Origin of the sequence: Stenotrophomonas sp. A3_2, assembly GCF_036624925.1 — a bacterium.
Taxonomy (GTDB): domain Bacteria; phylum Pseudomonadota; class Gammaproteobacteria; order Xanthomonadales; family Xanthomonadaceae; genus Stenotrophomonas; species Stenotrophomonas hibiscicola.
Genome location: NZ_JAZKVY010000339.1, coordinates 223,419 through 231,256, shown reverse-complemented (window position 1 = coordinate 231,256; position 7,838 = coordinate 223,419). Strand labels below are relative to the sequence as shown.

Here is a 7,838-nt window from a genome sequence, read left to right as displayed (position 1 = left end):
CCATGTAAGCTCGGTCGCCGCATCCATGCGGCTCACGCCCCCGCAACCGGACCCACCCCGCCTTCGACAGATTTCCACGATCTGTCGGGCCTTGTTTTCTGTAGAGCCGAGCCATGCTCGGCTCAGATCTCCCGGATATCGAGATGTTCGATTTAGATGGAGATTCATCCACGCATGGAGTGGATCTACGTGTCGACCAAGGTCGACACCTACCAACAGCAGCAGGAATCTGTCAGAGGTGGGGCGGTGTCGGAGGGCGGGGTGTCAGCCGCATGGATGCGGCTGCCAAGCTTACAGGGACGTACTTGCAGCGTCCCCGCACTCCGACACCGCCCCGCCATCCTACGGAAAGCCCGCTGTTGCTGTTGCTGTTGAGGTTGCCGGCCAGCGGCCGGCACTACCACGGGTGCAGGGCGCAGCCCTGCCGCCCCTCCTCAGTGGCGGCGGCGCTTGCGGTCCACGTACAGGGTCTTGGCAATGCTCAGCACAATGCCGACACCGATACCCACCACGCAGCCCAGCAGCAGGTTGTCGGCCCCAAGGCCCACACCCACGCCGACCACGGTGGCGATGACCATTTCAGCGGTGTGGGAAATAGGTTCGGGCTTCGGGGCGGACATGCGGGCTCCAGCGTCAGATCGGATCTTCGGGATGGGCCAGTGGCCCGGAAACGACGAAGCCGGGTTGCCCCGGCCTCGTCTGGTGCACCTGCAGCGGGCCGTCAGTGCGATTCGGCCGGGCCCGCGATCGGCGGCAGCGGACGGGCGTCGCCGCCCTTGTCGTTGCCACCGTCCTTGTTCGACTTGCTCCAGCCCGCCGGCGGCGGCGGATCACGACCTTCCATGATCGCGTCGATCTGCGGCGCATCGATGGTCTCGTACTGCAGCAGCAGCTGGGACATCGCGTGCAGCTTGTCGATGTTCTCGGTCAGCAGCTGGGTAGTACGGGCGTAGGCCTTGTCGAGGATATTGCGCACTTCCTCGTCGATACGGCGCGCCGTGTCGTTGGACACGCTCTTGTGCTGGGTAACCGACCGGCCCAGGAACACCTCATCGTCCTCTTCGCCATAGGCGATCGGACCGAGCTGCTCGGACAGGCCCCACTTGGTGACCATGTTGCGGGCCATCTTGGTGGCACGCTCGATGTCGTTGGAGGCACCGGTGGTGACCTTGTCCTCGCCGAAAATCAGCTCTTCGGCGACGCGGCCGCCGTACAGCGAGCACAGCTGCGACTGGATCGCGACGCGGTTCATCGAGTACTTGTCGCCTTCCGGCAGGTACATGGTCACACCCAGCGCACGGCCACGCGGAATGATCGTGACCTTGTAGACCGGATCATGCTCGGGTACCAGACGGCCGACAATGGCGTGACCGGCTTCGTGGTAGGCGGTGAGGGTCTTCTCCTCTTCGCTCATGGCCATCGAGCGGCGCTCGGCGCCCATCAGGATCTTGTCGCGGGCACGGTCGAAGTGGTCCATGCGGACTTCCTTCTCGTTGCCACGCGCAGCGAACAAGGCGGCCTCGTTGCAGAGGTTGGCCAGGTCGGCGCCGGAGAAGCCCGGGGTACCGCGCGCGATCACCATCGGCTCGACGTCGTCGGCCAGCGGCAGCTTGCGCATGTGGACCTTCAGGATGTGCTCGCGGCCCTTCACGTCCGGCAGGCCGACCACGACCTGGCGGTCGAAACGGCCCGGGCGCAGCAGCGCCGGGTCCAGCACGTCCGGACGGTTGGTCGCGGCGATCACGATCACGCCTTCGCCGCCTTCAAAACCGTCCATCTCGACCAGCAGCTGGTTCAGGGTCTGCTCGCGCTCGTCGTGGCCGCCGCCCAGGCCGGCGCCACGGTGGCGGCCGACAGCGTCGATTTCATCGATGAAGATGATGCACGGGGCATGCTTCTTGGCCTGCTCGAACATGTCGCGCACGCGGCTGGCGCCGACGCCGACGAACATTTCCACGAAGTCCGAACCGGAGATCGAGAAGAACGGCACCTTGGCTTCGCCGGCAATGGCCTTGGCCAGCAGCGTCTTGCCGGTACCCGGCGGGCCCACCATCAGCACGCCGCGCGGAATCTTGCCGCCCAGCTTGGTGAACTTGGACGGGTCGCGCAGGAAGTCGACCAGCTCGCCCACTTCTTCCTTGGCCTCGTCGCAGCCGGCGACGTCGGCGAAGGTGACCTTGATCTGGTCCTCGCCCTGCAGCTTGGCGCGCGACTTGCCGAAGGACATCGCGCCCTTGGCACCGCCACCGCCGCCCTGCATCTGGCGCATGATGAACAACCAGAAGCCGATGATCAGGATGACCGGCAGGAAATTCATCAGGATCGCGCCGAGGGAAATGCCGCTGGACGGCTCCTCCTGCACGATCTCCACGTTCTTGGTGCGCAGCACGTTGATCAGGTCGCGATCGAACGGTGCGGTGATGGTGGATGTCTGCCCGCCGCGGGTGGTGTAGGTCAGCTGGCTGGTGCCGCCGCGCATGTCGCCGCCGAAGGCGACCTTCTGCACGTTGCCGCTGTCCACCTGGTCCAGGAACTGCGAGTACGACGCGCCCTGCGCGCCGGCTCCGGAGGACTTCGGCGAGAAGCTCTGGAAGACCACCATCAGCACGACGGCGACGACCACCCATAGCAGGAGGTTCTTGGTCAAGTCGTTCATCCTCATTGGCTCCGGTGTTCCTCTCAGTGCTGGCGTTGCGTGGGGGTCGAACTTGCGTACATTGCGAGCTTACTTCATGTGGGCGCGTTTTCCCTGACCCAAGGCATACACCTCGGGAGAGCGCTTGCGCGAGGCTTCCGGCTTGCGGATGGAGACCTTGTCGTACCGGCGGCGCATGTCGCGCACGTAGTCGTCAAAGCCTTCACCCTGGAACAGCTTGATCAGGAACGCCCCACCGGTCTTGAGGTGGTTGTCGGCAAAATCCAGGGCCAGCTCCGCCAGGTGCATCATCCGCGGCTGGTCGACCGCACCCACACCACTCTTATTGGGGGCCATGTCCGACAGCACAAGGTCTACCGGCTGATCCCCGAGCATGGCTTCAAACTGCGATAGGACGGCTTCTTCCCTGAAGTCACCATGAAGGAACTCCACGCCGGCCAGCGGCGGCATGTCCAGGATATCCAGGGCCAGCACCCGGCCGGTATCGCCGATCTGTCTCCGCACCTGTTGAGACCAGCCGCCCGGGGCCGCGCCGAGGTCGACCACCACCATGTGCGGCTTCAGCAACCGGTCACGTTCCAGCAGCTCTTCGAGCTTGTAGGCGGCACGCGAGCGCATGCCTTCGGCCTGGGCCTTCTTCACGAAGGGGTCGGAGAAGTGTTCCTTGAGCCAGCGCTGGCTGCTTTTGCTGCGGGTAGCCATTGAAAATAGGGGCTGATGGGGTCCTCATGATACCCTGATCGCCCCATTCAACCGTCTTTTCCTGCATGTCCATCGCCCTGACCGCCTCCCAGACCCGTTTCCTGCGCGGCCAAGCCCACGACCTGAAGGCCCTGCTGCAGACCGGCGGCAAGGGTGTGACCCCGGCCTTCATTGCGGAGCTGAACGAAGTGCTGGAGCGCCACGAGCTGGTCAAGGTGAAGGTCGCTGCCGAAGACCGCGAGGCCCGTGACGTGATGATCGGCGAGATCGTCGAAGCCACCGAAAGCGCGCTGGTGCAGCGCATCGGCCACGTCGCCGTGCTGTACCGCCCGAGCAGGGAACAGCGCCAGATCGTGCTGCCGCGCGGCTGATCGGCCTACTGCCATGCAGCTGAACCACGAACCGCCGGACTACGCCTACAGCCTGCGCGCCGCCGATGGCCGCTCGGCCAAGGTCAATGACCAGGTGCTGGGCAGCAGTTTCTTCCTGACCCCGGACCAGCTGGTCACGCAATGGCCGGCGGTGAGCGCCACTGCGCTGCAGCTGGCTGACCTGGAGCCGATCCTGGCGCTGAACCCGGCGCTGATCGTGCTCGGCACGGGTGACCGTCAGGTGTTCCCGCCGGCGGCGGTGATGGCCGCCTGCCTGTCACGCGGCATCGGCCTGGAAGTGATGAACAATCCAGCCGCCGCGCGTACGTTCAACATCCTGGCCGGCGAAGGCCGCAAGGTCGCGGCTGCTTTCATTCTGGAAGGCTGAGTTCTCGAGTCACCGGTGCCTCCGGCCCCTAGCGGCCTGAAGGCGCGCAGCGGAATGCCGAGAACTCCTGGAGCCGGCCGATCAGGTGGCCGCCCTGCCCCCAGCGGATATCCATGACCTTCCAGTCCCGGTCCTGCCGCTGCAGCAGGACCCGGTCGGTCCATCGATAGTCGCCCACTGCCATGTCGACGCGGATCCAGGTCGCGTCACCCCTCGATTCGGCCATTCCCACCGCGACCGTGTCCGGTCGGTCCGGCGCCAGCAGATAAAGGCTCTGGTCGAGCATGTGCGGCTTCTCGTCGTGCGCGGCCAGCGCGGTACAGGCCCGCTCGTAAGCATGCTGCGCATCGACCGCCGAGCGCAGGGCATCGCCCAGCAACGGCGGATGGCCACTTCATCTGAAGCCGGCGCCTGGACTACGGCGTAAAGACGGGTGACCACGTCGCGCGGATCGCTGGCCGCGGTGACCAGCGGCGCGACGATCAGCAAGGCGAGAACGGAAGCAGGACGCAGCATGGGGTACCGGGTCGACTGGGACCGCTCAAGAATGCCGGGTATCCGGTCCGCCGTGAAGGTGAGCCTGCGGCACACAGGATCGCAAACGACCGCTCCGCAGTCGCTGAGTCGAGCACGGCTCTACAGGTCAGGAACGCCAGGCATGGCCCGGCACTCCCTGTTCCAACCGCGTCAACGTGCCGGCAGATACTGCTGCGGGTCGACCGGCTTGCCGTTGTAGCGAATCTCGAAGTGGACCATGTCGCGGTTCGCACCGGTGCGGCCCATTTCGGCGATCTGCTCGCCGGCTTTCACGCTCTGCCCTTCATTCACCAGGCGCTTGCGGTTGTGGCCATAGGCCGACAGCCACTGGTCGCTGTGCTTGATGATGATCAGCTCGCCGTAGCCGACCAGGCCGGCACCGGAATACACCACCACGCCATTGGCGGCGGCCTTTACCGGCTGGCCGCTGGTACCGGCGATGTCGACGCCCTGCTTGGTCGCGTCACCGGCCACGTAGCGGCCGACGATCGCGCCATCGGCTGGCCAGCGCCAGGCGATGTTGCTCTTCACCGGCCCGACCGGCGCCGGGGCCGGCGCGGTGCTGCCGCCACTGCTGCCAGCCGAACGCGGCGGGGTGACCACCGTGGTCGGCGCACGGCCGCTGGTGGCCCCCTGCGGATACAGGCGGATCACCTGGCCGGGGTAGATGGTCGACGGGTTGTCCAGACGATTCCAGGCAATCAGGTCGGCCGGGGTGATGTCATGGATGCGGGCCAGCGCATAGATGGTGTCGCCCTTGCGCACCACCACGGTCTGCCCGGGCTTGGGTACCGAGGTCTTCGGCGTGGTCACGCCGCCAGCGTTGCCGCCGCCCGGGCGGACCACGGTGGCGGTACCGCAGGCGGCCAGTGTGGAAACCAGCAACGCCAGCGCGCCGATGCGCACTCCCTTGCTCAGACGATCAGGATTCATGCGAACTTCGACCTCCATACAAGCCAGGCGATCAGCACCACCACCAGCACGGTGGCGATCCAGCCCAGCGGTTCAATCCAGCGACGCAGTGCGGCTTCGGCACGCGCACCACCGATACGGATGACCGCGGCCAGCACGAACACGCGCTTGCCGCGACCGATCAGCATGCTCAGCAGGTACTGCGGCATGGGTACGCCGACGATACCCGATGCCCACGTGAAGACCTTCATCGGGATGGGCATGAATCCGCCCAGCACCAGGAAGGTGAACACCGCCCAGGGCGACTCGGCCATCTTCGCCTGCACGGTGGTGATGCCCTGCTCGATCGCCGGCAGCATGCCCAGCGCTTCGAACAGCGGCTTGATCGCCTCGAAGGCGTAGTGACCCAGTGCATAGCCAACCAGCGCGCCGAGCATCGAGCCGGCCAGGCTGAGGGTGGCGAACCACCAGCCGCGCTTGGGCTGGGCCACGCACATCGGCGCCAGCATCACCTCCGGCATCACCGGGAAAATGATCGCTTCGAAGAAACTCAACACCGTCAGGTAGGTCGGCGCGCGTTCGTGCGCCGCCCACTTCATCGCCCGCTCGTACAGCGGCCCGAAAATCTTCATGCAACCCTGCTCCGTGGATTAGTCGAGCATGCCAGACAGCAGCGGCACGAAGGTGACCGGCGCCAGCACGTGTTGTTCGATGCTGCCGTCGGCCTTGCGGTCCAGCTGCACCAGCGACTGCGCCCCGGGACCACCGACCGGCGCCACCAGCCGGCCGCCCTCGGCCAGCTGCTCGATCAGCGCGTCGACCAGTGCCGGCGCCGCCGCAGTGACCACGATGGCATCGAAGGGACCGTGCTCGGCCCAGCCGACGCGACCGTCGTCATGCTTGGTGCGGATGTTCATGCCCAGCGCACGGAAGCGCTTGCGCGCCTGGCGCAGCAGGTCGCCGATGCGCTCCACGGTGTAGACCTCCAGGCCCAGCGCACCGAGGATGGCGGCCTGGTACCCGGAACCGGTGCCCACTTCCAGCACGCGCTTGGGCGCGACCTGGAGGACCGCTTCGGTCATCCGCGCTACCACCCAGGGTTGAGAGATGGTCTGGCCGTGGCCGATGGGCAGCGCGGTATCCTCGTAGGCACGCGAGGCCAGCGCTTCGTCGATGAACAGATGGCGCGGCACCACCCGGATCGCGTTCAAGGTCGGCTCGTCGACGATGCCGGCTTCGCGCAGGCGGTCGACCAGACGGTCACGCACGCGCTGCGAGGTCATGCCGATACCCACAGCTTCCGGTTGCAGGCGCAGGCGTGGGCTCATGCCGGCTGGTCCAGGGCTGCGCTGAGGCCGCCGACCCAGCTGGCCACCTTCTCCAGCGCCTGGTAGCGGGTGAGGTCGACCTGGATCGGCGTGATCGAGATGTGGCCGGTGCGCACGGCGTGGAAATCGGTACCCGGGCCGGAGTCCTGCTCGCGGCCGGCCGGGCCGATCCAGTACACCTCGTTGCCGCGTGGATCCTTCTGCGCGATGCAGCCTTCGGCACGATGGCGGTTGCCGAGGCGCGTGACCTCGAAGCCCTTGACCTCGCTCCACGGCAGGTCCGGCACGTTGACGTTGAGGATGGTGTCGGCCGGCAGCGGGTCGGCCTTGAGCCGTGCAACGATCTCGACCGCGGCGCGCGCAGCGGTTTCGTAGTGCTTCGGATCGTGGTTGCGGCTGACCAGCGACACCGCCACGGCGGGCAGGCCCAGGAAGCGACCTTCCATCGCCGCCGAAACAGTGCCGGAATAGATCACGTCATCACCGAGGTTGGCGACGTTGTTGATGCCGGACACGACAATGTCGGGCTCGAATTCAAGCAGGCCGGTCAGCGCCAGGTGCACGCAGTCGGTCGGGGTGCCGGCCACCGAGACGGTGTAATGGTCGATGCGCTTGAGCCGTATCGGCAGATCCAGCGTCAGCGAGTTGCTGGCGCCGGAGCGATCGCGGTCGGGTGCGACCACCGTAACCTCGTGCCCAGCCTCGCGCAGGACCGAGGCAAGCATCCGGATGCCTGCAGCGTCGACACCATCGTCATTGCTGACCAGGATTCGCATCTTCGATTTAACCGCTTGATTTTCCAAGAATTCGATTCCGTCACCGTGCAGTGTAAGCGGGACCGCCGCGCTCCCCTGCGGAAGCCGTCGACCCTGCAAGCGCATCGTCTATTGTGCCGCATGCGAGCCGCCGGTCCTACCCTGCCGGCGGTCACGGCCGACATCGAA

9 protein-coding genes and 1 pseudogene are annotated in these 7,838 nt (G+C 66.2%); 2 read left to right on the top strand and 8 right to left on the bottom strand.

The window, feature by feature from the left end:
• Window positions 1–434: 434 nt before the first annotated feature.
• The 3 genes from R5H29_RS17990 to rlmE all read right to left on the bottom strand — a co-directional run bounded on the left by R5H29_RS17990 (window position 435) and on the right by rlmE (window position 3,358).
• Window positions 435–620 carry a hypothetical protein gene (locus R5H29_RS17990; protein ID WP_180877859.1) on the bottom strand — a complete coding sequence of 62 codons (186 nt, stop codon included), beginning with the start codon at window positions 618–620 and terminating at the stop codon, window positions 435–437.
• A gap of 101 nt (window positions 621–721) precedes the next feature.
• Entirely contained in the window at window positions 722–2,656 is a 1,935-nt protein-coding gene (gene ftsH / locus R5H29_RS17985; RefSeq protein ID WP_058980127.1) for an ATP-dependent zinc metalloprotease FtsH, read from the bottom strand.
• A 69-nt stretch (window positions 2,657–2,725) separates the two neighbouring features.
• Window positions 2,726–3,358: a 23S rRNA (uridine(2552)-2'-O)-methyltransferase RlmE gene (rlmE, locus tag R5H29_RS17980; RefSeq protein ID WP_005409014.1), complete on the bottom strand. Its 633-nt coding sequence runs from the start codon at window positions 3,356–3,358 to the stop codon at window positions 2,726–2,728.
• A gap of 65 nt (window positions 3,359–3,423) precedes the next feature.
• On the opposite strand from rlmE, the gene yhbY reads away from it, so the two are divergent.
• Both yhbY and R5H29_RS17970 read left to right on the top strand, forming a co-directional pair.
• A complete protein-coding gene (gene yhbY / locus R5H29_RS17975) occupies window positions 3,424–3,729 on the top strand; it encodes a ribosome assembly RNA-binding protein YhbY (protein WP_019658872.1) in 306 nt (101 codons plus the stop codon).
• 13 nt (window positions 3,730–3,742) lie between these two features.
• Window positions 3,743–4,117, top strand: coding sequence for an Mth938-like domain-containing protein (locus R5H29_RS17970; protein WP_058980129.1), 375 nt, complete (start codon window positions 3,743–3,745; stop codon window positions 4,115–4,117).
• Window positions 4,118–4,145: 28 nt separating this feature from the next.
• Here R5H29_RS17970 and R5H29_RS17965 read toward each other — a convergent pair.
• The 5 genes and pseudogenes from R5H29_RS17965 to surE form a co-directional block, all read right to left on the bottom strand.
• A pseudogene (locus R5H29_RS17965) lies at window positions 4,146–4,633 on the bottom strand (hypothetical protein).
• A gap of 171 nt (window positions 4,634–4,804) precedes the next feature.
• Window positions 4,805–5,587 carry a peptidoglycan DD-metalloendopeptidase family protein gene (locus R5H29_RS17960; RefSeq protein WP_058980131.1) on the bottom strand — a complete coding sequence of 261 codons (783 nt, stop codon included), beginning with the start codon at window positions 5,585–5,587 and terminating at the stop codon, window positions 4,805–4,807.
• Entirely contained in the window at window positions 5,584–6,198 is a 615-nt protein-coding gene (locus R5H29_RS17955) for a YqaA family protein (protein ID WP_019658876.1), read from the bottom strand. The genes R5H29_RS17960 and R5H29_RS17955 overlap by 4 nt, the downstream gene beginning before the upstream one ends.
• A gap of 18 nt (window positions 6,199–6,216) precedes the next feature.
• Complete coding sequence (locus tag R5H29_RS17950) at window positions 6,217–6,894, bottom strand: protein-L-isoaspartate(D-aspartate) O-methyltransferase (RefSeq protein WP_010485977.1); 678 nt, start codon at window positions 6,892–6,894, stop codon at window positions 6,217–6,219.
• Window positions 6,891–7,670 (bottom strand): 5'/3'-nucleotidase SurE, encoded by a 780-nt coding sequence (gene surE / locus R5H29_RS17945; RefSeq protein ID WP_019658877.1) that lies wholly within the window; start codon window positions 7,668–7,670, stop codon window positions 6,891–6,893. Before surE ends, R5H29_RS17950 begins: the two co-directional genes overlap by 4 nt.
• Window positions 7,671–7,838: the final 168 nt, after the last annotated feature.